The sequence below is a fragment of the Pseudomonas sp. SG20056 genome, from assembly GCF_031764535.1.
Lineage (GTDB): Bacteria > Pseudomonadota > Gammaproteobacteria > Pseudomonadales > Pseudomonadaceae > Aquipseudomonas.
Window position 1 is genome coordinate 463,788 of the sequence record NZ_CP134499.1, and the last position, 26,810, is coordinate 490,597.

23 protein-coding genes are annotated in these 26,810 nt (G+C 62.5%); 19 read left to right on the forward strand and 4 right to left on the reverse strand.

Annotated features, from left to right (window positions below):
* The first annotated feature begins 6 nt into the window (after nt 1–6).
* From dgcA to RHP75_RS02270, 5 genes are all read left to right on the forward strand, one after another.
* Nucleotides 7–2,067: a dimethylglycine demethylation protein DgcA gene (gene dgcA, locus RHP75_RS02250; RefSeq protein ID WP_311090288.1), complete on the forward strand. Its 2,061-nt coding sequence runs from the start codon at nt 7–9 to the stop codon at nt 2,065–2,067.
* A gap of 108 nt (nt 2,068–2,175) precedes the next feature.
* Nucleotides 2,176–4,140, forward strand: a complete 1,965-nt coding sequence (gene dgcB, locus RHP75_RS02255) for a dimethylglycine demethylation protein DgcB (protein WP_311091851.1) — start codon at nt 2,176–2,178, stop codon at nt 4,138–4,140.
* Entirely contained in the window at nt 4,137–5,360 is a 1,224-nt protein-coding gene (locus RHP75_RS02260; RefSeq protein WP_311090289.1) for an electron transfer flavoprotein subunit alpha/FixB family protein, read from the forward strand. The genes dgcB and RHP75_RS02260 overlap by 4 nt, the downstream gene beginning before the upstream one ends.
* Nucleotides 5,361–5,404: 44 nt before the next feature.
* On the forward strand, nt 5,405–6,178 hold the full coding sequence (locus RHP75_RS02265) for an electron transfer flavoprotein subunit beta (RefSeq protein ID WP_311090290.1): 774 nt from the start codon (nt 5,405–5,407) through the stop codon (nt 6,176–6,178).
* Nucleotides 6,179–6,203: 25 nt separating this feature from the next.
* Nucleotides 6,204–6,455: a hypothetical protein gene (locus RHP75_RS02270; RefSeq protein WP_090254976.1), complete on the forward strand. Its 252-nt coding sequence runs from the start codon at nt 6,204–6,206 to the stop codon at nt 6,453–6,455.
* A gap of 62 nt (nt 6,456–6,517) precedes the next feature.
* On the opposite strand, the gene RHP75_RS02275 is transcribed toward RHP75_RS02270, so the two are convergent.
* Nucleotides 6,518–7,561 (reverse strand): low specificity L-threonine aldolase, encoded by a 1,044-nt coding sequence (locus tag RHP75_RS02275; RefSeq protein ID WP_311090291.1) that lies wholly within the window; start codon nt 7,559–7,561, stop codon nt 6,518–6,520.
* 275 nt (nt 7,562–7,836) lie between these two features.
* On the opposite strand from RHP75_RS02275, the gene glyA reads away from it, so the two are divergent.
* The 8 genes from glyA to torT all read left to right on the forward strand — a co-directional run bounded on the left by glyA (nt 7,837) and on the right by torT (nt 18,034).
* Nucleotides 7,837–9,090, forward strand: a complete 1,254-nt coding sequence (gene glyA, locus RHP75_RS02280; protein ID WP_311090292.1) for a serine hydroxymethyltransferase — start codon at nt 7,837–7,839, stop codon at nt 9,088–9,090.
* 101 nt (nt 9,091–9,191) lie between these two features.
* Nucleotides 9,192–10,442 carry a sarcosine oxidase subunit beta family protein gene (locus RHP75_RS02285; RefSeq protein WP_233685358.1) on the forward strand — a complete coding sequence of 417 codons (1,251 nt, stop codon included), beginning with the start codon at nt 9,192–9,194 and terminating at the stop codon, nt 10,440–10,442.
* 12 nt (nt 10,443–10,454) lie between these two features.
* Nucleotides 10,455–10,781 (forward strand): sarcosine oxidase subunit delta, encoded by a 327-nt coding sequence (locus RHP75_RS02290; protein ID WP_090379269.1) that lies wholly within the window; start codon nt 10,455–10,457, stop codon nt 10,779–10,781.
* The gene (locus RHP75_RS02295) at nt 10,778–13,798 is read left to right on the forward strand and encodes a sarcosine oxidase subunit alpha (RefSeq protein ID WP_311090293.1); all 3,021 of its coding nucleotides are present in this window, start codon (nt 10,778–10,780) and stop codon (nt 13,796–13,798) included. Before RHP75_RS02290 ends, RHP75_RS02295 begins: the two co-directional genes overlap by 4 nt.
* Nucleotides 13,791–14,423 carry a sarcosine oxidase subunit gamma family protein gene (locus tag RHP75_RS02300; RefSeq protein ID WP_311090294.1) on the forward strand — a complete coding sequence of 211 codons (633 nt, stop codon included), beginning with the start codon at nt 13,791–13,793 and terminating at the stop codon, nt 14,421–14,423. The genes RHP75_RS02295 and RHP75_RS02300 overlap by 8 nt, the downstream gene beginning before the upstream one ends.
* Before the next feature lie 186 nt (nt 14,424–14,609).
* Nucleotides 14,610–15,473 (forward strand): formyltetrahydrofolate deformylase, encoded by an 864-nt coding sequence (purU, locus tag RHP75_RS02305; protein ID WP_311090295.1) that lies wholly within the window; start codon nt 14,610–14,612, stop codon nt 15,471–15,473.
* Between the two features lie 147 nt (nt 15,474–15,620).
* Entirely contained in the window at nt 15,621–16,820 is a 1,200-nt protein-coding gene (fdhA, locus tag RHP75_RS02310) for a formaldehyde dehydrogenase, glutathione-independent (RefSeq protein ID WP_311090296.1), read from the forward strand.
* A 254-nt stretch (nt 16,821–17,074) separates the two neighbouring features.
* A complete protein-coding gene (gene torT / locus RHP75_RS02315) occupies nt 17,075–18,034 on the forward strand; it encodes a TMAO reductase system periplasmic protein TorT (RefSeq protein WP_311090298.1) in 960 nt (319 codons plus the stop codon).
* A 21-nt stretch (nt 18,035–18,055) separates the two neighbouring features.
* Here the strand turns inward: torT and RHP75_RS02320 are convergent, their stop codons facing one another.
* Nucleotides 18,056–18,949, reverse strand: coding sequence for an acyltransferase (locus RHP75_RS02320; RefSeq protein ID WP_311090299.1), 894 nt, complete (start codon nt 18,947–18,949; stop codon nt 18,056–18,058).
* A 180-nt stretch (nt 18,950–19,129) separates the two neighbouring features.
* Between RHP75_RS02320 and RHP75_RS02325 the strand changes: the two genes are divergently transcribed.
* The 5 genes from RHP75_RS02325 (at nt 19,130) to RHP75_RS02345 (ending at nt 25,611) form a co-directional block, all read left to right on the forward strand.
* The gene (locus RHP75_RS02325) at nt 19,130–20,356 is read left to right on the forward strand and encodes an HD-GYP domain-containing protein (protein WP_311090300.1); all 1,227 of its coding nucleotides are present in this window, start codon (nt 19,130–19,132) and stop codon (nt 20,354–20,356) included.
* A gap of 171 nt (nt 20,357–20,527) precedes the next feature.
* A complete protein-coding gene (locus RHP75_RS02330; RefSeq protein ID WP_311090301.1) occupies nt 20,528–22,558 on the forward strand; it encodes a methyl-accepting chemotaxis protein in 2,031 nt (676 codons plus the stop codon).
* Between the two features lie 351 nt (nt 22,559–22,909).
* Complete coding sequence (gene creB / locus RHP75_RS02335; RefSeq protein ID WP_311090302.1) at nt 22,910–23,596, forward strand: two-component system response regulator CreB; 687 nt, start codon at nt 22,910–22,912, stop codon at nt 23,594–23,596.
* Nucleotides 23,596–25,029: a two-component system sensor histidine kinase CreC gene (gene creC / locus RHP75_RS02340; RefSeq protein WP_311090303.1), complete on the forward strand. Its 1,434-nt coding sequence runs from the start codon at nt 23,596–23,598 to the stop codon at nt 25,027–25,029. The genes creB and creC overlap by 1 nt, the downstream gene beginning before the upstream one ends.
* 144 nt (nt 25,030–25,173) lie before the next feature.
* Nucleotides 25,174–25,611 carry a CBS domain-containing protein gene (locus RHP75_RS02345; protein WP_311090304.1) on the forward strand — a complete coding sequence of 146 codons (438 nt, stop codon included), beginning with the start codon at nt 25,174–25,176 and terminating at the stop codon, nt 25,609–25,611.
* Nucleotides 25,612–25,626: 15 nt separating this feature from the next.
* Here RHP75_RS02345 and RHP75_RS02350 read toward each other — a convergent pair whose 3' ends face one another.
* Complete coding sequence (locus RHP75_RS02350; RefSeq protein ID WP_311090305.1) at nt 25,627–26,136, reverse strand: DinB family protein; 510 nt, start codon at nt 26,134–26,136, stop codon at nt 25,627–25,629.
* Nucleotides 26,137–26,264: 128 nt separating this feature from the next.
* Here RHP75_RS02350 and RHP75_RS02355 point away from each other — a divergent pair, with 128 nt between their 5' ends.
* Nucleotides 26,265–26,417 (forward strand): DUF3096 domain-containing protein, encoded by a 153-nt coding sequence (locus tag RHP75_RS02355; protein WP_275962302.1) that lies wholly within the window; start codon nt 26,265–26,267, stop codon nt 26,415–26,417.
* A gap of 40 nt (nt 26,418–26,457) precedes the next feature.
* Here RHP75_RS02355 and RHP75_RS02360 read toward each other — a convergent pair whose 3' ends face one another.
* Nucleotides 26,458–26,799, reverse strand: coding sequence for a DUF2834 domain-containing protein (locus RHP75_RS02360; RefSeq protein WP_311090306.1), 342 nt, complete (start codon nt 26,797–26,799; stop codon nt 26,458–26,460).
* Nucleotides 26,800–26,810 lie beyond the last annotated feature (11 nt).

Here is a 26,810-nt window from a genome sequence, read left to right on the forward strand (position 1 = left end):
GCCGTAATGGCTTTCGAAGCAATGTTCCAGCCGATCCAAATCGGCAAGCTGACCATCCGCAACCGCGTGCTCAGCACCGCGCACGCTGAGGTGTACGCCACCGACGGCGGCATGACCACCGAACGGTATGTGCAGTACTACGAAGAGAAGGCCAAGGGCGGCATCGGCCTGGCGATCTGTGGTGGCTCCTCGGTGGTGGCCATCGACAGCCCGCAGCAGTGGTGGAGTTCGGTCAACCTTTCCACCGACCGGATCATTCCGCACTTCCAGAATCTTGCCGACGCCATGCACAAGCATGGCGCCAAGATCATGATCCAGATTACCCATATGGGCCGTCGCTCGCGCTGGGACGGCTTCCACTGGCCGACCCTGATGTCGCCGTCTGGTATCCGTGAACCCGTGCACCGTGCCACCTGCAAGACCATCGAGGTCGAGGAAATCTGGCGGGTGATCGGCAACTACGCACAAGCTGCACGCCGCGCCAAAGAGGGCGGGCTGGACGGCGTCGAGCTGTCCGCCGTGCACCAGCATATGATCGACCAGTTCTGGTCGCCGCGCGTGAACAAGCGTACCGACGAATGGGGCGGCACCTTCGAGGGCCGCATGAAATTCGGTCTGGAAGTGATCAAGGCTGTGCGCAAGGAAGTCGGTGACGACTTCTGCGTCGGCATGCGCATCTGCGGTGACGAATTCCACCCGGACGGCCTGTCGCATGAGGACATGAAGCAGATCGCCGCCTATTACGACGCCACCGGCATGATCGACTTTATCGGCGTCGTCGGCTCGGGCTGCGACACTCACAACACCCTGGCCAACGTCATTCCGAACATGAGCTACCCGCCGGAGCCGTTCCTGCACCTGGCGGCCGGGATCAAGGAAGTGGTCAAGGTACCGGTGCTGCACGCACAGAACATCAAGGACCCCAATCAGGCTACGCGTATTCTCGAAGGCGGCTATGTCGACATGGTCGGCATGACCCGCGCGCACATCGCCGACCCGCACCTGATCGCCAAGATCAAGATGGGCCAGGTCGACCAGATCAAGCAGTGCGTCGGTGCCAACTACTGCATCGACCGCCAGTATCAGGGCCTGGATGTACTGTGCATCCAGAACGCCGCAACCAGCCGCGAATACATGGGCCTGCCGCATATCATCGAGAAAACCAGCGGGCCGAAGCGCAAGGTGGTGATTGTTGGTGGCGGCCCGGCCGGGATGGAAGCCGCGCGGGTGGCAGCAGAGCGCGGCCACGACGTGACCCTGTTCGAGAAGAAAGACAGCCTCGGTGGGCAGATCAGCCTGGCCGCCAAGGCCCCGCAACGCGATCAGATGGCTGGTATCACCCGCTGGTTCCAGCTGGAGCTGGCGCGCCTGAATATCGACCTGCGCCTGGGCACCGGCGCGGACGAGGCGAGCATCATGGACTTGCGCCCGGATATCGTGGTGCTGGCCAACGGTGGTCATCCGTTCCTGGAGCAGAACGAGCATTGGGGCGCGGCTGAAGGCCTGGTGGTCAGCAGCTGGGACATCCTCGATGGCTCGGTCGCCCCAGGTAACAACGTGCTGGTCTACGACACCATTTGCGAGTTCACCGGCATGTCAGTGGCCGACTTTATTGCCGAGAAGGGCGCGAAAGTTGAAATCGTCACCGACGACATCAAGCCAGGTGTGGCTATCGGCGGCACCAGCTTCCCGACCTACTACCGCAGCCTGTACCCGAAAGAAGTGATCATGACCGGCGACCTGATGCTGGAGAAGGTCTACCGCGAAGGCGACAAGCTGGTGGCGGTGCTGGAGAACGAATACACCGGCGCGAAAGAGGAGCGGGTGGTCGATCAGGTGGTGGTGGAGAACGGCGTGCGTCCGGATGAGCGCCTGTACTACGCGCTCAAGGATGGCTCACGCAACAAGGGTCAGATCGATGTGGAAGCGCTGTTTGCCATTCAGCCGCAGCCTTGTTTATCCGAGGCGGGCGACGGTTATCTGCTGTTCCGCATCGGCGACTGCGTGGCCCAGCGCAACACTCACGCGGCGATCTATGACGCGCTGCGGTTGTGCAAGGACTTCTGATCTAAACGCTGAACCGGTGTGGGAGGGGCTTTAGCCGCGACAAGGTTAAAAGCATCGCGGCTAAAGCCCCTCCCACCAGCCCCACCTTCGGGATTGAGGATGTCCTCGATGTTAAACACCCTACTCCCCATTCTGCTCTTCGCAGCCCTGGCCCTTGCGGTTATTGGTGCGGCGAAGCGCTTGCTGATGTGGCGCCGTGGCCGCCCGGCCCAGGTCGACTGGCTCGGCGGGCTGTTGGCCATGCCGCGTCGCTATATGGTTGATCTGCACCATGTGGTGGCCCGCGATAAATACATCGCCAACACCCACGTGGCCACGGCGGGCGGCTTTGTCCTGGCGGCGGTGCTAGCGATTCTGGTGCACGGCTTCGGCCTGCAGAGTCGCATTCTCGGCTTCGCCCTGCTGGCGGCGACTACGTTGATGTTTGTCGGCGCGCTGTTTGTCGCCAAACGCCGCCTCGACCCGCCATCGCGTTTGTCGAAAGGCCCGTGGATGCGTCTGCCGAAAAGCCTGCTGATGTTTGCCGGCAGCTTCTTTATCGCCACGCTTCCTGTTGCCGGTATTCTGCCGGAAGGCTTTGGCGGCTGGATTCTCGCGCTGCTGCTCACCGTTGGCGTGGCCTGGGGTGTGTCCGAGCTGTTCTTTGGCATGACCTGGGGCGGGCCGATGAAGCACGCCTTTGCCGGTGCTTTGCACCTGGCCTGGCATCGCCGCCGTGAACGCTTTGGTGGCGGCCGTTCGACCGGCCTCAAAGCGCTGAATCTGGATGACCCGAAAGCCCCGCTGGGCGTGGAAAAGCCTACCGATTTCACCTGGAACCAGTTGCTCGGCTTCGATGCCTGCGTGCAGTGCGGCAAGTGCGAGGCGGCCTGCCCGGCCTTCGCCGCCGGCCAGCCGCTGAACCCGAAGAAGCTGATTCAGGACATGGTGGTCGGCCTGGCCGGTGGCAGCGATGCCAACTTTGCCGGTTCGCCTTACCCAGGCAAAGCTATTGGCGAGCATAGCGGCGGCCCGCATCTGCCCATCGTCAATCTGAATGGCAAGGCGCTGGTCGATGCCGAAACGCTGTGGTCGTGCACCACCTGCCGCGCCTGCGTTGAGGAGTGCCCGATGATGATCGAGCACGTCGACGCCATAGTCGATATGCGCCGCCATCTCACGCTGGAAAAAGGCGCCACGCCCAACAAGGGCGCTGAGGTGCTGGACAACCTGATCGCCACCGACAACCCCGGCGGTTTCGCACCGGGTGGCCGGTTGAACTGGGCGGCGGATTTGAACCTGCCGCTAATGAGCGACAAGCAAAATGTGGATGTGCTGTTCTGGGTCGGCGACGGCGCCTTCGACATGCGCAATCAGCGCACCCTGCGCGCCTTTGTCAAAGTGCTGAAAGCCGCCAAGGTCGACTTCGCCGTGCTAGGTCTGGAAGAGCGCGATAGTGGTGACGTGGCCCGTCGTCTGGGCGATGAAGCGACCTTCCAGCTGCTGGCCAAACGCAATATCGCCACCCTGGCCAAGTACCAGTTCAAACGCATCGTCACCTGCGACCCGCACAGTTTCCATGTGCTGAAAAACGAATACGGCGAGCTGGGCGGTCGCTATTCGGTGCTGCACCACAGCACCTATATGGATGAACTGATCAGCGGCCAGAAACTCAACCTCGGGCAGCACAAAGGCGGCTCGGTCACCTATCACGACCCGTGCTACCTGGGCCGCTACAACGGAGAGTACGAAGCACCGCGCAATGTGCTGAATGCCATCGGTATTGAAGTGAAAGAGATGCAGCGTTCGGGCTTCCGTTCCCGTTGCTGCGGCGGTGGCGGGGGCGCGCCGATCACCGATATCCCAGGCAAGCAGCGGATTCCCGATATGCGCATGGTCGATATCAAGGAAACCGCCGCCGAGCTGGTCGCAGTAGGTTGCCCGCAGTGCACCGCGATGCTCGAAGGTGTGGTCGGCCAGCGCCCCGAGGTCAAGGATATTGCCGAGCTGGTGGCCGATGTATTGATCGAGGGCGTGGTCGAGGTGAAGGTGTCTGCACCCGCCCCGCGTGAAGCAGCCGAGGTAAGCCCATGAGCGACATCATCCGCCGCGACCCACGGGCCGAATGGATTGCCCGCAACCGCCTGCACCCGCTGCATGCCGCCGCACAGCCGGTGATGGCCAGCTGGCTGAGCGCCGCTGGAGTGCTGCGTAAGAACCCGCATGCCGTGGGCTTTGTCGGCCCCAACGGGATTAAACGTATCGACCGCTCCGGCGCGCAGCAAGGCGGCGCGGGCAAGCGCTCGACGGCCAGTGCCGTGGTGCAATTGCCCCTGCATGTGATCGAGCAACCGGCGTTTTATATCGCCGTGGTGCCGGATATGCTCGGCGGCCGCCTGAGCGCGCATGACAAGGACCTGCTCGGCCTGGCGCACAAGCTGGCTGGCAGTGACGGCGCGGTGGTGGCGGTGATCTTTGGTGAGCATAAGGAAAGCGCCTTTGACAGCAACGGCGTGGATCGTCTGTTGCAGTTCGCTGGTGACGATTTTGACGGCTACGCCCCGGAAGCGCGGGTGTTGGCACTCGGCGCAGTAGAACGGCAATTGTCGCCGCGCCACTGGTTGCTGCCCGACAGTCGTAGCGGTGGCGGTGAGCTGGGCCGACGCCTGGCCGCCAAGCTTGGCGAACGTCCGGCCACGCGGGTTTGGCAGGTGGCCGATGGCATGGCCAGCGGACGTGCCGGTGCCGGACGGCAAGATTTGGTGCAACAAGCGCCACGCCTGATTCTGGCCGCCGTGGAGTGCGCCGAACCGGTCAGCGAAACCCGCCATGAAGTGCGGCTGCTGGCGCTCAGTGAAGCGCTGGTCAGCCACTTGCCCCGGATTCAGGATTTGGGCGCGGTGGCGGTCGACCCGGCGCAGATCCCCATGGCCGAGGCCGAATTTATTCTCTCTGGCGGCAACGGCGTGAAGGATTGGGCGCTGTTCCATCAGGCCGCTGCGGCGCTGGGCGCCACCGAGGGTGCCTCGCGGGTGGCAGTGGACGATGGCTTTATGGGCCGCGAACGCCAGGTCGGCGCGTCCGGCATCTGGGTCACGGCGCGGGTCTATGTGGCCGTGGGGATTTCCGGGGCGATCCAGCACCTGCAAGGCATTGGCGCTTGCGACAAGGTGGTGGCGATCAACCTCGACCCGACCTGCGACATGATCAAACGCGCCGATCTGTCGGTGATCGGCGAATCCGCCGCGATTCTGCAGGCATTGATCGAGCGGGTCGCCGCCCACCGCCAGGGAGCAGAACGCGATGCGGCATGAATCTAAGCACTATTGCGCGGCGGATATGGTGGGAGGGCGTTGTTATGACTGACTTGAATATCGTCGCCCTGGTTTCGGTTGGCGCGCATCCCACCTCGGGCCGGCCACGGCGTGCAGAGCAGGACGCCCGCGCGGTCGAGCTGGGCCTGCGTCTGGCTGGTGAGCGCTTGCAGGTGCTGCATGCCGGCGATCCGCAGCAGGAGGCGCTGCGCGCTTACCTGGGCATGGGCCTTGCGCAGATCAAGATTCTCGAACAACCGGCGCATAGCGATGCGCTGCCGGTGCTGGCCGACTACCTTGCCGACTCCAGCGCGCAGCTGGTGTTGACCGGCAGCCAGGCGGAAACCGGCGAAGGCTCCGGCATGCTGCCTTACATGCTGGCGGAACAGCTCGGCTGGCCGCTGGTGGTCGGGCTGGCGGCGGTGGAACAGGTCAGCAATGGTGTGGCCCAGGTGCTGCAAGCCCTGCCGCGCGGTCAGCGCCGGCGTTTGCAGGTGCGTTTGCCGTTTGTTGCCAGCGTGGATAACGCCGCGCCCACCGCCCGCCAAAGCGCCTTCGGCCCGGCACGCCGTGGCCTGTTGACGGCCGAAGAGGTGGGGTTGGTTACCGATCCGTTGTTTGCCAGCGCCCAGCTGCAGCCGGCCAAGCCCCGGCCCAAGCGGCTCAAGGTGATCAAGGCCAAGACCGGCGCCGAACGTATGAAGGCGGCGACGGCCAAGGCATCCGGCGGTGGGGGGCAGGTGCTCAAGGATGTCTCGCCGCAAGCGGGCGCGGAGGCTATCTTCAAATTGCTGTTGGAAGAAGGCGTGCTGCGCTAGCACGCCACCAAAGGAGGAATTGACCATGATGCACGCCGACCTGATCGATCAGGAGGACCTACGCGAACGCCTGGTGGCGCTGGGGCTGTCGATTCCGCCCGGTGTCACCGCCGAGCAGGCCTGCGAGCATGCCGTCAGCGGGCTCAGCCCGGAGCGCGCGCTGGCCCTGCGCAGGTTGGTGGAGGAGTTGCTCGGTGGCAGCGCGACGCTGTTGCCGAATGTGCGCGAGGCGATCTCGCGCACCTTGCTGCCAGCGCTGGTTCCCCGTCCTTCCTGATGGCTGGTGCTGATGCAGGCGTCAGTGGCCGTCTGCATCAGCCAGCCGCCTGAGCATCTTGCTTAGCTGGCCGTCATCGCCTGGCGAATATCCCCCGCCAGCTGGCGCACTCGCGCTTCGTCGGTGTCCCAGGAGCACATAAAGCGTGCGCCGCCGGCTCCGATAAAGGTGTAGAAGCGCCAGCCCTGGCCGCGCAGGATTTCCAGCGCCGCTTCTGACATCTGCAAAAACACGCCGTTGGCCTGCACCGGGAACATCAGGCTGACCCCTGGAATATCGTTGACCAGCTCGGCGAGCAGTTGCGCGCAGCGGTTGGCGTGCTGGGCGTATTTCAGCCAGGCATCGTTCTGCAGGATGCCGACCCAGGGTGCGGACAGGTAGCGCATCTTCGAGGCCAGCTGACCTGCCTGTTTGCAGCGGTAGTCGAAGTCTTCGGCCAAGGCTTTATTGAAGAACAGGATGGCCTCACCCACGGCCATGCCGTTCTTGGTGCCGCCAAAACACAGCACGTCTACACCGGCTTTCCAGGTCAGCTCGGCCGGGCTGCAGCCAAGAGAGGCGCAGGCGTTGGAAAAGCGCGCGCCGTCCATGTGCAGGTGCAGGCCCAGTTCTCCGCACACCGCGCTGATCGCCCGGACTTCGTCGGGGCTGTAAACGGTACCGACTTCCGTGGCCTGGGTCAGGGTGACCACGCGGGGTTTTGGGTAGTGGATGTCCTGGCGCTTGAGGGCGATGTCGCGGATTGCCTCGGGCGTCAGTTTGCCGCTCTCGGTTTTCGCCAGCAGCAGTTTGGAGCCGTTGGAGAAGAACTCCGGCGCGCCGCATTCGTCGGTTTCGACGTGGGCGGTCTCCGAGCAGATCACGCTGTGGTAGCTCTGACACAACGACGCCAGGGCCAGGGAGTTGGCCGCCGTGCCGTTGAAGGCGAAGAACACTTCGCAGTCGGTTTCAAACAGGCGGCGGAAATGGTCGGCGGCGCGCGCGGTCCATTCGTCGTCGCCGTAGGCGCGTTGGTGGCCCTGATTGGCTTCGGCCATGGCTGCCCAGGCTTCCGGGCAGATACCGGAGTAGTTGTCGCTGGCGAATTGTTGCGAGAGATCGGGCATGGGAGCTTCCTTGTGGGCGCTAACGCTAAGCCGTTTGGGATGCTTCTACTGTATCTGCGGTCACGCCCGCGTGCAGATACGGGGGCGACATCCTCTGCCATACAGGCGAAGCCGCAACGCTACCTGTGCGTTTGCGACGCATGCATGTCGCAAACGCAATCCCCCGTGGCGTGCCTAGGCATCTGACCGATCAGGGCCAGTCATACCATCGGCTCACAAGGGCTCAGCCCGCTATCGACACAGATGCGCTGCCCAGGCGCCGCAGGAGATCCGCGATGTTCAGCAAGCACGACCAGATTCAAGGCTACGACGACGAATTGCTCAGCGCCATCAACGCCGAGGAGCGCCGTCAGGAGCACCATATCGAGCTGATCGCCTCGGAAAACTACACCAGCCAGCGGGTCATGGAAGCGCAGGGCAGCGGCCTGACCAACAAGTACGCCGAAGGTTATCCGGGCAAGCGTTATTACGGCGGCTGCGAGCATGTCGACGTGGTTGAACAGCTGGCGATTGACCGCGCCAAGGCGCTATTCGGTGCCGATTATGCCAACGTCCAGCCGCACTCTGGCTCGTCGGCCAACAGCGCGGTGTACCTGGCGCTGATCAATGCCGGCGACACTATTCTCGGCATGAGCCTGGCCCATGGCGGCCACCTGACCCACGGCGCCAAGGTGTCGTCCTCGGGCAAGCTGTACAACGCCGTGCAGTACGGTATCGACACCGCCACCGGGCTGATCGATTACGACGAAGTCGAGCGCCTGGCCGTTGAGTGCCAGCCGAAGATGATCGTCGCCGGTTTCTCGGCCTACTCGAAAACCCTGGATTTCCCGCGTTTCCGCGCCATTGCCGACAAAGTCGGGGCGCTGCTGTTTGTCGATATGGCCCACGTCGCCGGCCTGGTCGCCGCCGGCCTGTACCCCAACCCGATTCCCTTTGCCGATGTGGTCACCACCACCACCCACAAGACCCTGCGCGGCCCGCGTGGCGGCTTGATCCTGGCCAAGGCCAATCCTGATATCGAGAAGAAGCTCAACGCTGCCGTGTTCCCCGGCGCTCAGGGCGGCCCGTTGATGCATGTGATTGCGGCCAAGGCGGTGTGCTTCAAGGAAGCCATGGAGCCTGGCTTCAAGGACTACCAAGCGCAGGTGATCAAGAACGCCCAGGCCATGGCCAAGGTGTTTATCCAGCGCGGCTACGACGTGGTCTCCGGCGGCACCGACAACCACCTGTTCCTGGTCAGCCTGATCCGTCAGGGCCTGACCGGCAAAGACGCCGATGCCGCCCTGGGCCGCGCCGGCATCACGGTCAACAAGAACGCCGTGCCGAATGACCCGCAGTCGCCGTTCGTCACCTCGGGCCTGCGTATCGGCACCCCGGCGATTACCACGCGCGGTTTCAAGGAAGCACAGAGCATCGAGCTGGCCGGTTGGATCTGCAACATCCTCGACCACCTCGGCGATGCCGATGTTGAGGCACAGGTGGCGACTCTGGCGGCAGGTTTGTGCGCCGATTACCCGGTTTATCGCTGAACGCAATGACCCTGTAGGAGCGGGCCATGCCCGCGATTCCACGGGGTCCGCGGGCATGGCCCGCTCCTACGGTTAAGTTTTCGTATCAGGAGTACCCACTGATGCAACGTTATTCCGGCTTCGGCCTTTTCAAGCACGCGTTCAGCCACCACGAAAACTGGCAGCGCATGTGGCGCAACCCAACGCCCAAGCCGGTGTACGACGTGATCATCGTCGGCGGTGGCGGTCACGGTCTGGCCACGGCCTATTACCTGGCCAAAGAGTTCGGCGTGAAGAACGTAGCGGTGATCGAGAAGGGCTGGCTGGGCGGCGGCAACACCGCGCGCAACACCACCATCGTGCGCTCCAACTACCTGTGGGATGAGTCGGCGCATCTCTATGAGCATGCGATGAAACTGTGGGAAGGCCTGTCCCAGGACCTCAACTACAACGTCATGTTCAGCCAGCGCGGTGTCTACAACCTGTGCCACACCCTGCAGGACATGCGCGACTCCGAACGTCGCGTCAGCGCCAACCGCCTCAACGGTGTGGATGGCGAACTGCTGGATGCCAAGCAGGTGGCCGCAGAGATTCCGTACCTCGATTGCAGCAAGAACACCCGTTACCCGGTGATGGGCTCCACCGTGCAGCGCCGTGGTGGCGTGGCCCGTCACGACGCCGTGGCCTGGGGTTATGCCCGCGCTGCCGATGCCTTGGGCGTGGACCTGATTCAGCAGACCGAGGTGATCGGTTTCCGCAAGGAAAACGGCGTGTGCATCGGCGTGGAAACCAATAAGGGCTTTATCGGCGGTAAGCGCGTTGGCGTGGTCACCGCCGGTAACTCCGGGCATATGGCCGGCCTGGCGGGCTTCCGCCTGCCGCTGGAATCCCATCCGCTGCAGGCGCTGGTGTCCGAGCCGATCAAGCCGATTATCGACAGCGTGATCATGTCCAACGCCGTGCACGGCTACATCAGCCAATCGGACAAAGGCGACCTGGTGATCGGCGCCGGTATCGACGGCTACAACGGCTACGGCCAGCGCGGCTCCTACGGCACCATCGAACACACCCTGCAGGCCATCGTCGAGATGTTCCCGGTGCTCTCGCGGGTACGCATGAACCGTCAGTGGGGCGGCATCGTCGACACCTCGCCGGACGCCTGCCCGATCATTTCCAAGACCCCGGTACCCAACCTGTTCTTCAACTGCGGCTGGGGCACCGGCGGCTTCAAGGCCACCCCGGGCTCGGGTCACGTGTTCGCCGCCAGCTTGGCCAAGGGCGAGATGCACCCACTGGCCAAGCCGTTTGCGATGGATCGTTTCCACACTGGCGCACTGATCGACGAGCACGGCGCTGCTGCCGTGGCTCACTAAGAGGGCTTACCCATGTTGCATATCTTCTGCCCTCACTGCGGCGAACTGCGCTCCGAAGAGGAATTCCACGCCAAGGGCCAGGCGCATATTCCGCGCCCGCTGGACCCAGCCGCCTGCACCGATGCCGAGTGGGGCGAATACCTGTTCTTCCGCGATAACCCGCGCGGCATTCACCACGAGCTGTGGGTGCATTCCGCCGGTTGCCGCAAGTACTTCAACGCCACCCGTCACACGGTGACCTACGAAATTCTCGAAACCTACAAGATCGGCGAGAAGCCCAGCGTCACCGCTGCCGGCACTGCCGAGAAAAAGGCCATCGACCAAGGAGTAACGGCATGAGCCAGGTCAATCGTCTTGCCAGCGGCGGCCGCGTTGACCGCAGCCAGCCCCTGACATTCAGCTTCAACGGGCAGAGCTATCAAGGCTTTGCCGGCGACACCCTGGCGGCCGCCTTGCTGGCCAATGGCGTGGATATCGTCGGCCGTAGCTTCAAGTACTCGCGGCCACGCGGCATCGTTGCCGCTGGCGCGGAAGAGCCGAACGCCGTGCTGCAGATCGGCAGCACCGAAGCGGCGCAGATCCCCAACGTGCGCGCTACCCAGCAGGCGCTGTATGCCGGCCTGGTCGCCAGCAGCACCAACGGCTGGCCGAGCGTCAACACCGACCTGATGGGCATTCTCGGCAAGGTCGGCGGCAAGATGATGCCGCCGGGGTTCTACTACAAGACCTTTATGTACCCGCAGAACCTCTGGCTGACCTACGAGAAATACATCCGTAAGGCCGCCGGTCTTGGCCGTGCGCCGACTGCGGTGGACCCGGACAGCTACGACTATATGAACCAGCACTGCGACGTGCTGGTGGTCGGCGCCGGCCCGGCAGGCCTGGCCGCTGCTTTGGCTGCCGCGCGCAGCGGTGCGCGGGTGATTCTCGCAGATGAGCAGGAAGAGTTCGGCGGCAGCCTGCTCAGCACCCGCGAAACCCTCGACGGCAAACCCGCCGCCGACTGGGCCGCGCAGGTGATTGCCGAGCTGTCCGGCATGCCTGAAGTCACCCTGTTGCCGCGCTCCACGGTCAACGGTTACCACGACCACAACTTTCTCACCATTCACCAGCGCCTGACCGATCACCTCGGCGAGGTCGCGCCGATGGGCATGGTGCGTCAGCGGATGCATCGTGTACGCGCCACACGTGTGGTGCTGGCCACTGGTGCTCATGAGCGGCCGCTGGTGTACGCCAACAACGACGTGCCGGGCAATATGCTCGCCGATGCGGTGTCCACCTACGTGCGCCGTTATGGCGTGGCGCCGGGCAAGCAGCTGGTGCTGTCGACCAACAATGATTACGCCTACCGCGTGGTGCTCGACTGGCTCGACGCCGGCCTGCAGGTGGTGGCGGTGGCCGATGCCCGCAGCAACCCACGCGGCACCTGGGTGGAAGAGGCGCGCAAGCGCGGTGTGCGCATCCTTACCGGCAGCGCCGTGGTGGAAGCCGCTGGCAGCAAGCGGGTCAGCGCTGCGCGCATCTGCGCCATCGATGTGCAAAGCCACAAGGTCAGCAGCCCCGGCGAAGTGCTCGACTGCGATTTGATCGTCAGCTCCGGCGGTTACAGCCCGGTGGTACACCTGGCGTCGCACCTGGGCGGCCGGCCGACCTGGCGTGAAGATATTCTGGCCTTTGTGCCGGGCGAGGGCGGCTTCCAGAAGCGTCTGTGCGCCGGTGCAGTGAACGGTGTGTTCAGCCTTGGTGATGCCCTGGCTGATGGTTTCGAGGCGGGTGTGTCGGCGGCTGCCGAAGCCGGCTTCAAGGCGGTCTCCGCGAGCCTGCCGCAGGTCGCGCCACGCCTGGAAGAACCGTCTTTGGCGCTGTTCCAGGTGCCGCACGACAAGCCGACGGCGCGTGCGCCCAAGCAGTTTGTCGACCTGCAGAACGACGTCACCGCGGCCGGTATCGAGCTGGCGACGCGCGAGGGCTTTGAGTCGGTCGAGCACGTCAAACGCTACACCGCGCTGGGCTTTGGCACCGACCAGGGCAAGCTGGGCAATATCAACGGTCTGGCGATTGCCGCCCGCTCGCTGGGCATCAGCATCCCGCAGATGGGCACCACCATGTTCCGCCCGAACTACACGCCGGTGACCTTCGGCGCGGTTGCCGGCCGTCACTGTGGCGCGCTGTTCGAGCCCAAGCGTTACACCGCGATGCAAAGCTGGCACCTGCAAAACGGTGCCGAGTTCGAGGATGTCGGCCAGTGGAAGCGCCCGTGGTACTTCCCCAAGGCGGGCGAAGACCTGCACGCCGCCGTGGCCCGCGAATGCCTGGCCGTGCGCAACGCGGTGGGTATTCTGGATGCCTCGACCCTCGGCAAGATCGACATTCAAGGCCCGGATGCCCGCGAGTTTCTCAACCGCGTTTACACCAACGCCTGGACCAAACTGGATGTGGGCAAGGCGCGCTACGGCCTGATGTGCAAGGAAGACGGCATGGTCTTCGACGACGGCGTGACCGCCTGCCTGGCCGACAATCACTTCCTGATGACCACCACCACCGGCGGTGCTGCACGTGTGATGGAATGGCTGGAAATCTACCACCAGACCGAGTGGCCGGAGCTGAAGGTGTACTTCACCTCGGTCACCGATCATTGGGCGACCATGACCCTGTCTGGCCCCAACAGCCGCAAGCTGCTGGCCGAGGTCACTGACATCGATCTGGACAATGATGCCTTCCCCTTTATGACCTGGAAGGAAGGCCTGGTCGGCGGTGTGCCGGCGCGGGTGTTCCGCATCTCCTTCACCGGTGAGCTGAGTTACGAAGTCAACGTGCAGGCCGACTACGCACTGGGCGTGTGGGAAAAAATCATCGAAGCCGGCAAGAAACATGGCCTGACGCCTTACGGCACCGAGACCATGCACGTACTGCGTGCTGAGAAGGGCTTCATCATCGTCGGTCAGGACACCGACGGCTCGGTCACCCCAGACGACCTCAATATGGGTTGGTGCGTAGGGCGAACCAAGCCGTTCTCGTGGATCGGCTGGCGCGGCATGAACCGCGAAGACAGCCTGCGCGAAGACCGCAAGCAATTGGTCGGGCTCAAACCCGTCGACCCGAACAAGGTGCTGCCGGAAGGCGCGCAACTGGTGTTCGACCCGAAACAGACCATCCCGATGCAGATGGTCGGCCATGTCACCTCCAGCTACATGAGCGCGGCTCTGGGCTATTCCTTCGCCATGGGTGTGGTCAAGGGCGGCCTCAAGCGTATGGGTGAGCGGGTGTTTGCACCGCTCGCCGATGGCAGCCTGATCGAAGCCGAAATCGTCAGCTCCGTGTTCTATGACCCGAAAGGGGATCGCCAGAATGTCTAATTTGATCAACGTTTATCAACAACGCCCGGCTGCGGCACATGCCGAGTCGCCGCTGTTCCACGCCGGCCTTGAACAGCTGGCGGGTAAAGGTTCGGCCAGCGCCGGGGTGACCGTGCGCGAGAAGAAGCTGCTCGGGCACCTGACCCTGCGTGGCGACGCCAAAGACCCGGCGTTTGCCGGCGGTGTACATAAGGCCCTGGGCCTGGAACTGCCGGTGGCACTGACCCTAGTGGCGGCCGGCGACACCTCGCTGCAATGGCTGGCGCCGGATGAGTGGCTGCTGATTGTGCCGAGCGGCAGCGAGTTCGCGGTCGAGCAGAAGCTGCGTGAAGCTTTGGACGGCCAGCATATTTCGATCGTCAACGTCAGTGGCGGGCAGACCCTGCTGGAACTGAGCGGGCCGAAGGTGCGTGAAGTGCTGATGAAGTCCACCAGCTATGACGTGCATCCAAGCAACTTCCCGGTGGGCAAGGCGGTGGGCACCCACTTCGCCAAGTCGCAACTGGTGATCCGCCACACCGGCGAAGACACCTGGGAACTGCTGATTCGCCGCAGTTTCTCCGATTACTTCTGGCTGTGGCTGCAGGACGCCAGCGCCGAGTATGGCCTGGCCATCAAGCCCTGAGTTGTAGGGTGGACGACGCGTTTTCGTCCACCAGAGGCCCGCAAAGGTGGATGGATAAAGCGCCATCCACCCTACGCCCAGATGGCAACAAACATCCTGTGGGAGGGGCTTTAGCCGCGACTGCTTTTCGCGGCTAAAGCGGAATGCCGCCCAGCCCCTCCCACGAGTTCTAACGAGGGCCCAATTATGAGCCGCACCCCAGACACCTGGATTCTCACTGCCCACTGCCCGAGTGTGCTCGGCACGGTGGATGCGGTGACGCGCTTTCTGTTCGAGCAGCGCTGCTACGTCACGGAGCACCATTCCTTCGATGATCGGCTGTCGGCGCGCTTCTTTATCCGTGTGGAGTTCCGCCAGCCGGATGACTTTGACGAGCAGGCCTTTCGTGCTGGCCTGAACGATCGCTTGAGCATATTCGGCATGCAGGTCGAACTGACCCCGCCGGGTTACCGCGCCAAGGTGGTGCTGATGGTCAGCAAGGCCGACCATTGCCTGAACGACCTGCTCTATCGCCAGCGTATCGGCCACCTGGCCATGGACGTGGTGGCGGTGGTGTCTAACCATCCAGACCTGGAACCGCTGGCGCGCTGGCACGACATTCCCTATTACCACTTCCCGCTCGACCCGAAAGACAAGCCGGCGCAGGAGCGCAAGGTGCTGCAGGTGATCGAGGACACGGGCGCCGAGCTGGTGGTGCTCGCCCGCTATATGCAGGTGCTCTCACCTGAGCTGTGCCGCCAGCTGGATGGCTGGGCGATCAATATCCACCATTCGCTGCTGCCCGGTTTCAAGGGCGCCAAGCCCTATCACCAGGCCTACGAGAAGGGCGTCAAGCTGGTCGGCGCCACTGCCCACTACATCAACAACGACCTCGACGAGGGGCCGATCATCACCCAGGGCGTAGAGCCAGTTGACCATGCCCACTACCCCGAAGACCTGATCGCCAAGGGCCGTGACATCGAGTGCCAGACCCTGGCCAAGGCCATCGGCTATCACCTTGAGCGTCGCGTCTTTCTCAATGACGGCCGCACGGTGGTGCTGCACGCCTGAACCGCAGTTTCTGAAATCTTCACTATGGGTGGACTGACCGACTGCCAAATCCTCGGGCCACCCGGCAACAGACTTAAACGCTCCAGTACAAGGCCGCGCGACCGTTGGCTGCGCCTTTGTATTCACAACAAGAAAGGAGAAATACGTATGTCTGGTAATCGTGGCGTCGTCTATCTCGGCGCTGGCAAGGTCGAAGTGCAGAAAATCGACTATCCGAAAATGCAGGACCCGCGCGGTCGCAAGATCGAACACGGGGTCATCCTGCGTGTGGTTTCCACCAATATCTGTGGTTCCGACCAGCACATGGTGCGTGGCCGTACCACGGCGCAAACCGGCCTGGTGCTGGGCCACGAGATCACCGGTGAGGTGATCGAGAAGGGCCGCGACGTGGAGAACCTGAAGATTGGTGATCTGGTCTCGGTGCCGTTCAACGTTGCTTGCGGTCGCTGCCGTTCGTGCAAGGAACAGCACACCGGTGTGTGTCTGTCGGTCAACCCGGCACGTGCCGGCGGTGCTTACGGTTATGTCGACATGGGCGACTGGACTGGTGGCCAGGCTGAGTACGCGATGGTGCCGTACGCCGATTTCAACCTGCTGAAGCTGCCGGACCGCGACCGTGCCATGGAGAAGATCCGCGACCTGACGTGTCTGTCCGACATCCTGCCCACCGGCTACCACGGCGCCGTGACGGCCGGCGTTGGCCCTGGCAGCAGCGTGTATATCGCCGGTGCTGGCCCTGTGGGTTTGGCGGCCGCCGCCTCGGCCCGTTTGCTCGGCGCTGCCGTGGTGATCGTGGGCGATGTTAATCCGGTGCGTCTGGCCCATGCCAAGGCTCAGGGCTTCGAGATTGCCGACCTGTCTCAGGACACTCCGCTGCACGAGCAGATCGCCGCGCTGCTGGGCGAGCCGGAAGTGGATTGCGCGGTGGATGCGGTGGGCTTCGAGGCCCGTGGCCATGGTCACGCAGGCGTGCAACACGAAGCGCCGGCCACAGTGCTCAACTCGCTGATGGGCGTGGTGCGGGTGGCCGGCAAGATCGGTATTCCTGGTCTGTATGTCACCGAAGATCCGGGCGCGGTGGATGCGGCGGCGAAGATTGGCTCCCTGAGCATTCGCTTTGGCCTCGGCTGGGCCAAGTCGCACAGTTTCCATACCGGCCAGACCCCGGTTATGAAGTACAACCGCCAGCTGATGCAGGCGATCATGTGGGACCGTATCAATATCGCCGAAGTGGTGGGCGTACAGGTCATCAGCCTGGACGACGCACCGCGCGGTTACGGCGAGTTCGATGCCGGCGTGCCGAAGAAATTCGTTATCGACCCGCACAAGATGTTCAGCGCCGCCTGATTGCCCTCAGGGATGCAGGCGGGCAGTCAGATTGCCCGCCTGTCGTTGTATGCACGGGTCCTCAACCGAGGCGCCTGCTCGCTTTCTGCCTGCCTTCTGCTCCGTCCATATAGAACCTGAAAAGTGGCTAAAGTAAGTGCACGGCACGGCTGCTCAGTGCCCACTTTCCAGGGCAGGATCTTATGCGGGCGATATGCGTCACTCTCTGTTGGCTTTGGATCAGCGGCCTGGCGTGGGCTTCGGACTGGTACCCCGTGGAGGTACTGGCCGATGGCGTATCGCAGCAGTACCAGCCGTTGTCGCAAGCGGCCAAACCCTGGCGGGTGTGCGCATTGTTGCCGCATGGCAAGGATCGCTACTGGTGGGGTGTGGCCTGGGGCCTGGATGAGGAGGCCGCGCGCCAAGGTGTGCGGCTAGGCATCTATGAGGCCGGGGGCTATGAAAATCCACAGGTGCAAGCGCAGCAATTGCGCACCTGTCAGCAGCGCAATGCCGATGCCTATGTGATTGCGGCGATCGATGCCCTGGCTCTCTGTGAGCCTATCGCTCAGTTGGTCGAACAGGGCAAGCCGGTTATCGATCTGGTCAATGGCATCGACTGTCCGGGGCTGAGCGCCAGCTCCAGCGTGGATTTTGCCGATATGACCGGCGCTGCTCTGGCCTATATCGATGACCATCGCTCGTCGGGGCCTTTCAGCCTGGGCTGGTTACCCGGGCCGCAAGGCGCTGGTTGGGTTCTGGATTCAGAAAAGAAGCTGCGCCAGGCCGAACAGAACAAACCGATGACCGTGCAACACGGTGGCTATGGCCCGGTGGATCGCGCCAGTCAGGCGCAACTGGTGCGCGAGCTGCTCAGGCAGCATCCGCGCCTCGACTTCCTGCTGGGCAATGCTGAAGCTGCCGGCTTTGCCGCGCAGCTGGTGCAGACCTCAGGGCAGAACTACCAGGCGCGGGTTCTGGCCACCTACACCACCGAACGAATTGTCGAGCAGATTCGTGATGGGTTTATTGTTGCCGCGCCCACCGACTCCCCGGTGCTGCAGGCGCGGATTGCCGTGGACCTGGCGGTGCGCGCGCTGGAAGGTCGCGCACATGCGCGGCGGGTCAGTCCGGTGATCGAGATGCTCGACCAGACCAGTCTGGAGCTGTTCGATATCAGCCGTCTGATGCCGCCGCCGGAGCACTGGATGATTCGCCGTGAGCTGCCGCAGTAGTTGAGCGGCAGCGGTGCCTGGTCAACCGGGCTGTTCGCCGCGAATCTGCGCTATCCGCGCATCCTTGTCTTGCCACATCGTCGTAACCCAGTGCTGCACAAACTGGCGGAATACCGGGTCGTTTTCGTAGTCACCCTGCCACAGTGCCGGGTCCAGTTCGCGGGTCTGGATATCGACGATCACCTTGTCCACCTGGCCACTGATCAGCTCCCAGAAGCCGGGCACATGCGTGCCTGGATAAACCACCGTCACATCCAGCACTTTATCCAGCTGCTCACCCAGCGCCGCCAGAACAAAGGCCACGCCACCGGCCTTGGGCTTGAGCAGATACTGATAGGGCGAGCCTTGCTGCGCCTGTTTGGCTGGGGTGCAGCGGGTACCTTCGAGGTAGTTGACCACGGTCACCGGCAAATCCTTGAACTTGTCACAGGCGCGCTTGGTGATCTCCAGATCCTGGCCCTTGAGCTCGGGGTGCTTGGTCAGAAACGCCTTGGAATAGCGGCGCATAAAGGGGTAATCCAGCGCCCAGAACGCCAGGCCGAGGAAGGGCACCCAGATCAGCTGCTGTTTTAGGAAGAATTTGAAGTAGGGCGTCTTGCGGTTGAAGGCCTGTACCAGCGCAGGAATATCGACCCATGACTGGTGGTTACTGATCACCAGGTAGGAGGTGCTCTGACGCAGGTCCGCACTGCCGCGAATATCCCAGTGCACCGGTAGCAGCGTGGCGAAAATCAGCTTGTTGAGCTCTGCCCAGGTTTCTGCCACCCACATCACCCCGCGCGAGCTGGCCGTTTTCAGCGCCTTGCCGGGCAGGACGAACTTGCCGAGGGCGATTAGCAGCAGCGGGCCGATCAGGATCAGCGTGTTGAGTAGCAGCAGAATAATGACGCTAAGACCGGTCAACAGGCGGCGCATGGCAACTCCTTCGGTGCGCTTGAGCGGCAATGATAAGCAGTCGTGCCAAGGCTTCCAAGCCGCTAATCTGCGACCGATGTCCTATGGCCATTAGTTGCTCCAAGTCAGCATAATGCTGGCGATTGTTCATCTACGCTTGTCTGACAATCGCCGGGTTAATTCCTCATCCGAGTGCAATCCATGTTGAAGTGCATCGCTGTGGCCGACGTACGTGTCGGTATGTATATCCACGAGTTCTGTGGCGCATGGATGGACCACCCCTTCTGGAAATCCAAGTTTCTTCTCAACTCTGAAAAAGACCTGCAGCGTATCAAGGCCAGCAGCATTGGCGAGCTGTGGATTGATGTCAGCAAGGGCCTGGATGTCGAGGTCGGTACCGTCAGTGTCAGCCCCGAAGAGGTCGCCGCCGAAGCCGAAGCCGCCCTTCTGGCTGCGGTACAGAGCCCGCCAGTCAACCTGGCGGTGTCGATGGAGGATGAGGTGCGGCGTGCGGCCAAGCTCTGCGAGCGTTCCAAAGCTGCGGTGGTCAGCATGTTTGGCGATGCGCGCATGGGCCAGGCCTTGCAGTTCGAGCAGGCCGGGGAGTTGGTCGAGGAGATTTCCGACTCGATCATGCGTCATCCCAATGCGCTGATCAGCCTGGCGCGGCTAAAAAATGCCGATGAATACACCTATATGCATTCGGTGGCGGTCTGCGCCTTGATGATTGCCCTAGCGCGTAATCTGGGCTTGAACGAAAGCCAGGTACGCGAGGCCGGGCTGGCCGGGCTGCTGCATGACATCGGCAAGATGGCGATTCCAAATGATGTACTGAACAAACCCGGCAAGCTGACCGACAACGAGTTCGCTACGGTGCGCAATCACCCCGAAGCCGGTTCACGCATGTTGATTGATAGCAAACAGGTCAGCGCGCTGGTGCTGGACGTGTGCCTGCATCATCACGAAAAGGTCGACGGTACGGGCTACCCGCATCGTCTGGAAGGCGAGCAGATCAGCCTGTATGCGCGCATGGGCGCGGTCTGCGACGTGTATGACGCGATTACCTCGGACCGCCCCTACAAGCGTGGCTGGGACCCTGCCGAGTCGATCCGCAAGATGGCTGAATGGAAAGGCCATTTCGACCCTGTGGTGTTCCAGGCCTTTGTCAAAACCGTGGGTATCTACCCGGTGGGTTCACTGGTGCGTCTGGAGAGTGGGCGCATCGGTGTGGTTTTGGAGCAGCAAGCCAAATCCCTGCTTATGCCCAGGGTCAAGGTGTTCTTCTCGGCCAGATCGAAAACCCCGATCCCGCAGGAAATCCTCGACCTGAGCAAGCTGGTTGGGCGCGACAAGATTGTCAGTCGCGAATCTGCCGAAGAGTGGGGCTTCCGCAATGTCGAGGAACTCTGGAGCGGTATTTCCCGCTAGGTTTTCGACCGCTAGCGCTGCTCGCGACCGGGTAACGGGCTGTGGTCCGGTCACTCATCTATGCTCATTACACATTACCGCCTGCAGGCGCGCTGCTTGGGCGTGCTTCTTGCTTGAAGTTTTGCTTTGGCGCGCCCCTGAAGTTGGCGCGCTCAACAGGTTGAGGTGTGTATGGCTGGAGTACTCAAACCGGGTGTGCGGTTACTGGAACGTTTCAGTTTCGCGCGCAAGTTTCAGTTGGTGTTTGTCTTGTTCGCCCTGCCGCTGGGCTTTTCTCTGTGGGTGATCTGCAGCAATTATCAGGATCGACTCAATTCCATCGACAACGAACTGGAAGGCATCAGTGCCCTGCAGGGTATGGCTGGCGTGCAGCAGGAGCTGATTGAGCAACGCACGTTGCTGTCACGCTGGAAGGGCACCGAGAAAGCCGCCGAAGCACTGCTGCGTGAACACGCCAATGGTCTTGGTCCCGCTCTGCAAGCACTGGAGCAGCCGCTTCAATCCGCGTTGTTGAGTGATCAGGCGCGCCAGCACTTGCAGAGTCTCAGCGCCGGCCAGGCCGAGCTGAGTGTCGATGTACTGGGTAAGCTGGCCTTGCCTGATGCCCTCGAACGTTACCAAAAGAACCTGTTGAGCCTGCTGGCCCTGCGCGAGCAGGTAGCCACCGACAGCGGGTTGATCCTTGATCCGCAGCTCGACACCTACCTGATGATGGAGCAGCTGACCTACACCTTGCCGCGTCTGCTCGAACAATTGGGCAGCTTTACCAGCCAGGGTTATGGCGCGGTGGTGTCGCAGCACTTCACCTTGCAGAGCCGGGTGCTGATCCGCGATCTGCGCCGTAGCCTGGATGAGTCGCGCAGCCAGCTGCTCAAGGCCCAGGCCACGCTCAAGCTGGAGGCACCGCGTGCCATGCGCCAGTTGCAGGGGCCCTATGATGAGGCACTGCAGGGTTACGAAGCCTTTCTCGCGGGCATTGACCGCGACATGTTCGAGGCCAGCCCCATGGCCCTGACCCCAGAGCAGTTTGTGCAACGCACCGATGCCCTGCAGGGCCAATTGCTCGGTCTGCAGGCAGCGTTGTACCAGCAGTTTTCAGCCAGCCTAGGTGATTACCGGCGCAAAGCCCTGAGCGCGATGATCGAAGTGGTCAGCGTGTTCAGCCTGCTGACCCTGCTGGCGCTGTATGTATTGTTCTGCCTCAACGCGTCGATACGTCGTAGCACCGCGGGCATCATTGAGGCCGCCGAAGGTCTGCGCGATGGTGATCTGCGTGTACGCATGCAGGTGCATGGCGAGGACGACCTGGCGAGTATCGCCATGGCGTTGAATACCGCCGTCAGCCAGTTGCGCGAGTCCATGCAGGGGGTCAATCAGCAGAGCCAGCAACTAGGCGGCACCGTGCAGATGCTCAACGGCGAGGCGCGCAATGCCCTGGAGTCGGTGGAGCAGCAGCAGGCGCAGATGAGCCAGATTGCCGCTGCCGCCACCGAAATGGCTGCCACCGCGCAAAGCGTGGCGCAGAGCTGCGAGCAGGCTGCGGTGGAAGCCAGTCAGACCCGTGAGATTGCCAACCAGAGTAACCAGCGCAGTGCGCGTACCAGTGAAAGCATGCGCCAGCTCAGCAGTCGCCTGGGTGACAGCGCCACCACGCTGCAACAGTTACGCAGCCAGACCGAGCAGATCACCCGCGTGGTGGACGTAATCAAGGGCATCGCCGAGCAGACGAACCTGCTCGCGCTCAACGCCGCCATCGAAGCCGCCCGCGCCGGCGATCAAGGCCGCGGCTTTGCCGTGGTGGCCGACGAAGTACGTTCGCTGTCGCAACGCACGCAGAACTCCACGGCGGAAATCGCCGAAACCGTGGCCAACCTGCATCGCGTGGTCGGCCAGTCTGTCACCCAGATGGAAGACGCCGTGCGCCAGGCCGAAGGCGATGTCGGCAGTGTGCTGGCCATGGGCGAAGACCTGAATGCCATCGTCGAATCGGTGCAACTTGTCACTGACCGCCTGGCGCAGATCGCCACAGCCGCCGAGCAGCAGGCGGCTACTGCCGATGAAGTCAGCGGCAATATCCAGCAGGTCGATCACGCGGCCAGTGCCCTGCTTGAAAGCGCTCAGGGGGTGAGCAACGCCGCTGAACAGTTGCGCCAGGGCAGCCAGGTGTTGGAGCAGAATACCGCGCGCTTCAAGCTCGACTGAGGGTCTGTCTATGATCTGCTGCGCGTCGGCCCTGCTGCGTTAAAAACAGGCTGGTGCGCCAGCCCGGTCGGAAGCCACTTGTGGCTAACGCGCTTCAGCGTGATCCCGAAGGGGCGAGTGAAGCGAGTAATGCTCATGTACAAAATTACACTCGCGTGCGAGCCCAGTCCGCTTCCTCGCTTGTTTTGACCAGCCGGAGGCTGTTACTAACGCAGCGCCTTGCAGGACTCTAGCTCGCAGATCTTTAAAAGGTTCTAAGGCTACGGCCTGTTTATAGGAGCAGGCCGCGCCCTTGACGCTGGCAGCGGCCTGCCGCAGGCTCCTCGCCGAGTTGCCACGAGCAGGACGCCCATGCCGCATATTCTGATTGTCGAAGACGAAGCCTCCATCGCCGATACCCTGATCTTCGCCCTGCAGAGCGAAGGTTTTACCACCACCTGGCTGAGCCTGGCCGAGCAGGCGCTGGCCGAACAGCAGCGCAGCCCGGCGGACCTGCTGATTCTCGATGTCGGCCTGCCGGATATCAGCGGCTTCGAGGCCTGCAAGCGGCTGCGGCGCTTCTCCGAGGTGCCGGTGATTTTTCTCACCGCGCGCAGCGAGGAGATTGATCGTGTGGTCGGTCTGGAAATCGGTGCTGACGATTACGTGGTCAAACCCTTTAGCCCGCGGGAAGTGGCGGCGCGGGTCAAGGCCATTCTCAAACGCATGGCCCCGCGTGAAGCTGTTGCTGTGGCGACGGCTCAGGGGCCTTTTCAGGTGGACAACGAGCGGGTGCAGATTCACTACCACGGCCAGTTGCTGAGCCTGACTCGCCACGAATTCCGTCTGCTGCAAAGCCTGCTGGCGCAGCCCGAGCGGGTGTTCTCCCGCGAGCAGTTGCTCGACGGCCTGGGCGTGGCTGCCGATGTCGGTTACGAACGCACCATCGATAGCCATATCAAAAGCCTGCGTGCCAAACTGCGCCAGGTGGCCGCTGAGGCTGAGCCGATTCAGACCCATCGCGGCCTGGGTTACAGCTACTCGCCGAGGCACGCCTGATGCCCTTGGGGATTCGCATCTTTCTGGTGTACTTCCTGTTTGTCGGGCTGGCCGGCTGGTTCGTACTGAGCACGGTGATGGACGAAATCCGCCCTGGCGTGCGCCAGAGCACCGAGGAAACCCTGGTCGACACCGCCAACCTGCTGGCCGAGATATTGCGTGATGAGGTCAAGGCTGGGCGCCTGCAACAAAGCCGCCTGCCCGCCTTGTTGCAAGCCTACGGCCAGCGCCAGCCTAAGGCGCAGATCTGGGGCGTGGAGAAAACCCAGGTCAACCACCGCATCTATGTCACCGACGCCAAGGGCATTGTCCTGCTCGACTCCAGCGGCGCGGCGGTGGGCCAGGATTACTCGCGCTGGAACGATGTACTGCGCACCCTGCGCGGCGAGTACGGCGCGCGCTCGACCAAGGAAGACCCAAACGATCCCGATTCCTCGGTGATGTACGTGGCCGCGCCGATTATGGACGGCGCGCAGATTATCGGTGTGGTCTCGGTGGCCAAGCCCAATCGCACCCTGCAGCCCTATATCGAACGCTCCGAACAGCGTCTGGCCTGGCTCGGCGGCGGGCTGATCGTGCTCGGTCTGCTGATCGGCGCGCTGTTGTCCTGGTGGCTCAGCGGCGCTTTGCGCAAGCTGACCCGCTATGCCCAGGCGGTCAGTGCCGGGCAACGTGCCGAGCTGCCCAGCGTGCGCGGCGGTGAGCTGGCGCAACTGGCCGAAGCTATCGAGCGCATGCGCACCGAGCTGGAAGGCAAGGCTTATGTCGAACGCTATGTGCACACCCTGACTCATGAGTTGAAAAGCCCACTGGCGGCGATTCGTGGCGCGGCGGAATTGCTCGATGGCGATATGCCGGCACCGCAACGCCAGCGCTTTGTCGCCAATATTGAACAGGAAAGCGCGCGCATGCAGCAACTGATTGAACGTCTGCTGCACCTGGCCCAGGTCGAACAGCGCCAGGGCCTGGAAGAGCAGGTGGCGGTGCCTTTGCGCGCGCTGGTCGACTCGCTGTTGCAGGCGCAGATGGCGCGTATCGAAGCCGCCGGCCTGCAGATTGAAAACCATATCGGCGCTGAATTAAGCGCGCGTGGTGAGGCCTTTTTGCTGCGTCAGGCGTTGGCCAATCTGCTGGATAACGCCCTGGATTTCACCCCGCCAGGTGGGCTGATCCGCTTTAACGCCGAGGCCCGTTCCGGGCAGGTCGAGCTGCGTCTGTTCAACCAGGGCGAGGCGATTCCCGATTACGCCCTGGCGCGCCTGAGTGAGCGTTTCTACTCCCTGCCGCGCCCCGGTAGCGGGCGTAAGAGCACCGGTTTGGGGCTGAATTTTGTCGAGGAAGTGATGCAGCTGCACGGCGGTGCATTGCACATCGGCAATGTCGAGGGCGGGGTAGAGGCGCGGCTCGGTCTGCCGCTATTTCAGGGCAACTGAAACGCTGCTTGGCACCGACCTTGCTGGCCTGCAATGGTTGCGCTGAACCCGCGCAGATGCTCTGATCGGGTCATCGGGTTGGCCCGCAACGGCCGCCTCGCGCACTATCCTCAATGCCAATAAGAAACAGAGCAGGAGCCCTGCATGAAAACAGTTGCCGAGATCCTTCGCGCCAAGCCACAGGCCGCCGTATACAGCGTCACTCCTAGCACTTCGGTGCTGGATGCAATCAAGTTGATGGCCGATAAAGGCATTGGTGCCTTGGTGGTGTTGGATGACAAAGGCCGCCTGGCCGGCATCGTCAGCGAGCGTGACTACGCGCGCAAAGTTGCACTGCTGGAGCGCTCCGCATTCAGTGCGATGATCAGCGAAATTATGACAGCAGATGTCATAACCGTCGGCCTGCGCGACACCTCGCAGCACTGCATGCAACTGATGACCGACCGCCATCTGCGCCATCTACCCGTATTGGCCGAAGGCGAGTTGATCGGCCTGCTGTCGATTGGTGACCTAGTCAAACATACCATCGCCGAACAGGCCAGCCTGATCCAGCAGCTGGAGCAGTACATTCGCGGCGAGTAAGGCCGCGTAGTGCCGTTAGCTCGCTTCGCGGCGCTGCGGCTGATCCTGATGCAGAAAGCGCGTGTAGATATCCCGCGGCGGTGCCAGTTGCAGTTGCGCCATGATCCGGCCCACTGCGCCGCGGTGGTAGCCGCCGTGGGTGACGATATGCGCGAGCATTTCCTCGCGGCTCATGCAGCCGGCATCACCATCGACGAAATTGAAGCTCAGACGCTCGGCCAACTGCTCGGCGCTTAGCCCCGCAACATAATCCAGATACCAGCGATCAGTGTCCTGCACCGCCTGATGCAGCGCATCCAGCGTGGGCGTTTCCGGGGTGTTGGTGGCGTTGTAGCTGTGGTTGATACCTTGCAAGTTGGCGACAAAGATCCGCTCGACCACGTGGATGTGATTGAGGATGCGCAAGGCGGCGTGCAGCTCGCTTTGCTGGGTAATGGGGTCAAGACGTTGCAGCTCAGCAAAGAGCTCCTGGTTGGCCCAGGCCTTGTACTGCAGCAGTGAGGTTAACAAGCTGGCGGTGCTCATAAAGGGCCTTCAATACGCGGGTTGGCTAAACAGGCTGATGGGTTGGTTACGGCTCGACCGGTGGATAGTGCTGTGCGCTTTGGGCGTGGCGCGCATACTGGCGGTTCAATAACTCTCAGGTGACGATTATGACCCTTGCCCTTACTCCACTGATTTCGCTGATCGCCGGTATTCTGATTCTGGTGATGCCGCGTTTGCTGAACTACATCGTGGCGATTTATCTGATTGTGATTGGTCTGGTCGGCATCTTCGGCACCGGCAATTTCAATCTGAGCTTTTAAGCGTTGAGCAGCCTCGGTTTTTCGGGGCTGCTCCGTCCCATCAGGCTGTAGTTGAGGCGCTATCCTGTTGCGCTTTGCTACCTGTATCGAGGGCCTTGAGCACCAGATACAGCAGCGGTCCGACTGATACAAAGATCGCAGTCAGAGCAAAGAATGGCAGCAGGTAGGCCAGCGACTTGCCCCGTGCGCGGCCGTCGCGGTACATCCAGATGCAGGCCAGTGCCGCGAGGATGTAGAGGTCGATCACCACTTGGGCGGTATCGGCGCTGGACATCAGCTGCATACCGAATTGCAGCAGCGATTGCTCCGCATGCAACATCACATAAAGCGTGTAGGCGCTGAACGCCAGCAAGGTGATCAGGGGCAGTGCGAGCTTTTTCATGGTGTCGTCCT

Coding starts and splice junctions, on each gene's coding strand:
- dgcA (WP_311090288.1), top strand. CDS start 7: ATGGCTTTCGAAGCAATGTTCCAGCCGATCCAAATCGGCAAGCTGACC.
- dgcB (WP_311091851.1), top strand. CDS start 2,176: ATGTTAAACACCCTACTCCCCATTCTGCTCTTCGCAGCCCTGGCCCTT.
- RHP75_RS02260 (WP_311090289.1), top strand. CDS start 4,137: ATGAGCGACATCATCCGCCGCGACCCACGGGCCGAATGGATTGCCCGC.
- RHP75_RS02265 (WP_311090290.1), top strand. CDS start 5,405: ATGACTGACTTGAATATCGTCGCCCTGGTTTCGGTTGGCGCGCATCCC.
- RHP75_RS02270 (WP_090254976.1), top strand. CDS start 6,204: ATGATGCACGCCGACCTGATCGATCAGGAGGACCTACGCGAACGCCTG.
- RHP75_RS02275 (WP_311090291.1), bottom strand. CDS start 7,561: ATGCCCGATCTCTCGCAACAATTCGCCAGCGACAACTACTCCGGTATC.
- glyA (WP_311090292.1), top strand. CDS start 7,837: ATGTTCAGCAAGCACGACCAGATTCAAGGCTACGACGACGAATTGCTC.
- RHP75_RS02285 (WP_233685358.1), top strand. CDS start 9,192: ATGCAACGTTATTCCGGCTTCGGCCTTTTCAAGCACGCGTTCAGCCAC.
- RHP75_RS02290 (WP_090379269.1), top strand. CDS start 10,455: ATGTTGCATATCTTCTGCCCTCACTGCGGCGAACTGCGCTCCGAAGAG.
- RHP75_RS02295 (WP_311090293.1), top strand. CDS start 10,778: ATGAGCCAGGTCAATCGTCTTGCCAGCGGCGGCCGCGTTGACCGCAGC.
- RHP75_RS02300 (WP_311090294.1), top strand. CDS start 13,791: ATGTCTAATTTGATCAACGTTTATCAACAACGCCCGGCTGCGGCACAT.
- purU (WP_311090295.1), top strand. CDS start 14,610: ATGAGCCGCACCCCAGACACCTGGATTCTCACTGCCCACTGCCCGAGT.
- fdhA (WP_311090296.1), top strand. CDS start 15,621: ATGTCTGGTAATCGTGGCGTCGTCTATCTCGGCGCTGGCAAGGTCGAA.
- RHP75_RS02320 (WP_311090299.1), bottom strand. CDS start 18,949: ATGCGCCGCCTGTTGACCGGTCTTAGCGTCATTATTCTGCTGCTACTC.
- RHP75_RS02325 (WP_311090300.1), top strand. CDS start 19,130: ATGTTGAAGTGCATCGCTGTGGCCGACGTACGTGTCGGTATGTATATC.
- RHP75_RS02330 (WP_311090301.1), top strand. CDS start 20,528: ATGGCTGGAGTACTCAAACCGGGTGTGCGGTTACTGGAACGTTTCAGT.
- creB (WP_311090302.1), top strand. CDS start 22,910: ATGCCGCATATTCTGATTGTCGAAGACGAAGCCTCCATCGCCGATACC.
- creC (WP_311090303.1), top strand. CDS start 23,596: ATGCCCTTGGGGATTCGCATCTTTCTGGTGTACTTCCTGTTTGTCGGG.
- RHP75_RS02345 (WP_311090304.1), top strand. CDS start 25,174: ATGAAAACAGTTGCCGAGATCCTTCGCGCCAAGCCACAGGCCGCCGTA.
- RHP75_RS02350 (WP_311090305.1), bottom strand. CDS start 26,136: ATGAGCACCGCCAGCTTGTTAACCTCACTGCTGCAGTACAAGGCCTGG.
- RHP75_RS02355 (WP_275962302.1), top strand. CDS start 26,265: ATGACCCTTGCCCTTACTCCACTGATTTCGCTGATCGCCGGTATTCTG.
- RHP75_RS02360 (WP_311090306.1), bottom strand. CDS start 26,799: ATGAAAAAGCTCGCACTGCCCCTGATCACCTTGCTGGCGTTCAGCGCC.